This window comes from Cognatundibacterium luofuense, from assembly GCF_018139685.1.
Lineage (GTDB): Bacteria > Pseudomonadota > Gammaproteobacteria > Burkholderiales > Burkholderiaceae_D > Undibacterium > Undibacterium luofuense.
On the sequence record NZ_JAGSPN010000403.1, the window covers coordinates 1 to 332 of the forward strand.

The following is a 332-nucleotide window of genomic DNA, read 5'->3' on the forward strand; positions in this document are numbered from 1 at the left end:
TTCCTTGTTTTCAAATGCAACCATCGCTCTGATCACTGCATTCAAAGCGTTGCATTTAAGTGGTGAAGTTATCACAACGCCATATTCATTTGTCGCGACTTCGCATGCATTGATGTGGAATCAGATTACTCCTGTGTTTGTCGATATTGACCCGCTCACTTTGAATCTGAATCCTGATCTGATAGAGGCGGCTATCACTGACAAGACCACCGCGATTTTACCTGTGCACTGCTATGGCATACCCTGCAATATAGAGGCGATACAGGCGATAGCAGATAAACACGGTTTAAAAGTTATCTATGATGCTGCGCACGCATTTTCTGTGCGTCAGG

The 332-nt window shown here is 44.6% G+C and carries 1 protein-coding gene; it reads left to right on the top strand.

All coding sequences use genetic code 11. The annotated features are described in order from the left end of the window. Positions 1–332 (top strand): DegT/DnrJ/EryC1/StrS family aminotransferase (locus KDM89_RS20960; protein ID WP_212689761.1); only part of this gene is annotated, 332 nt, incomplete at both ends.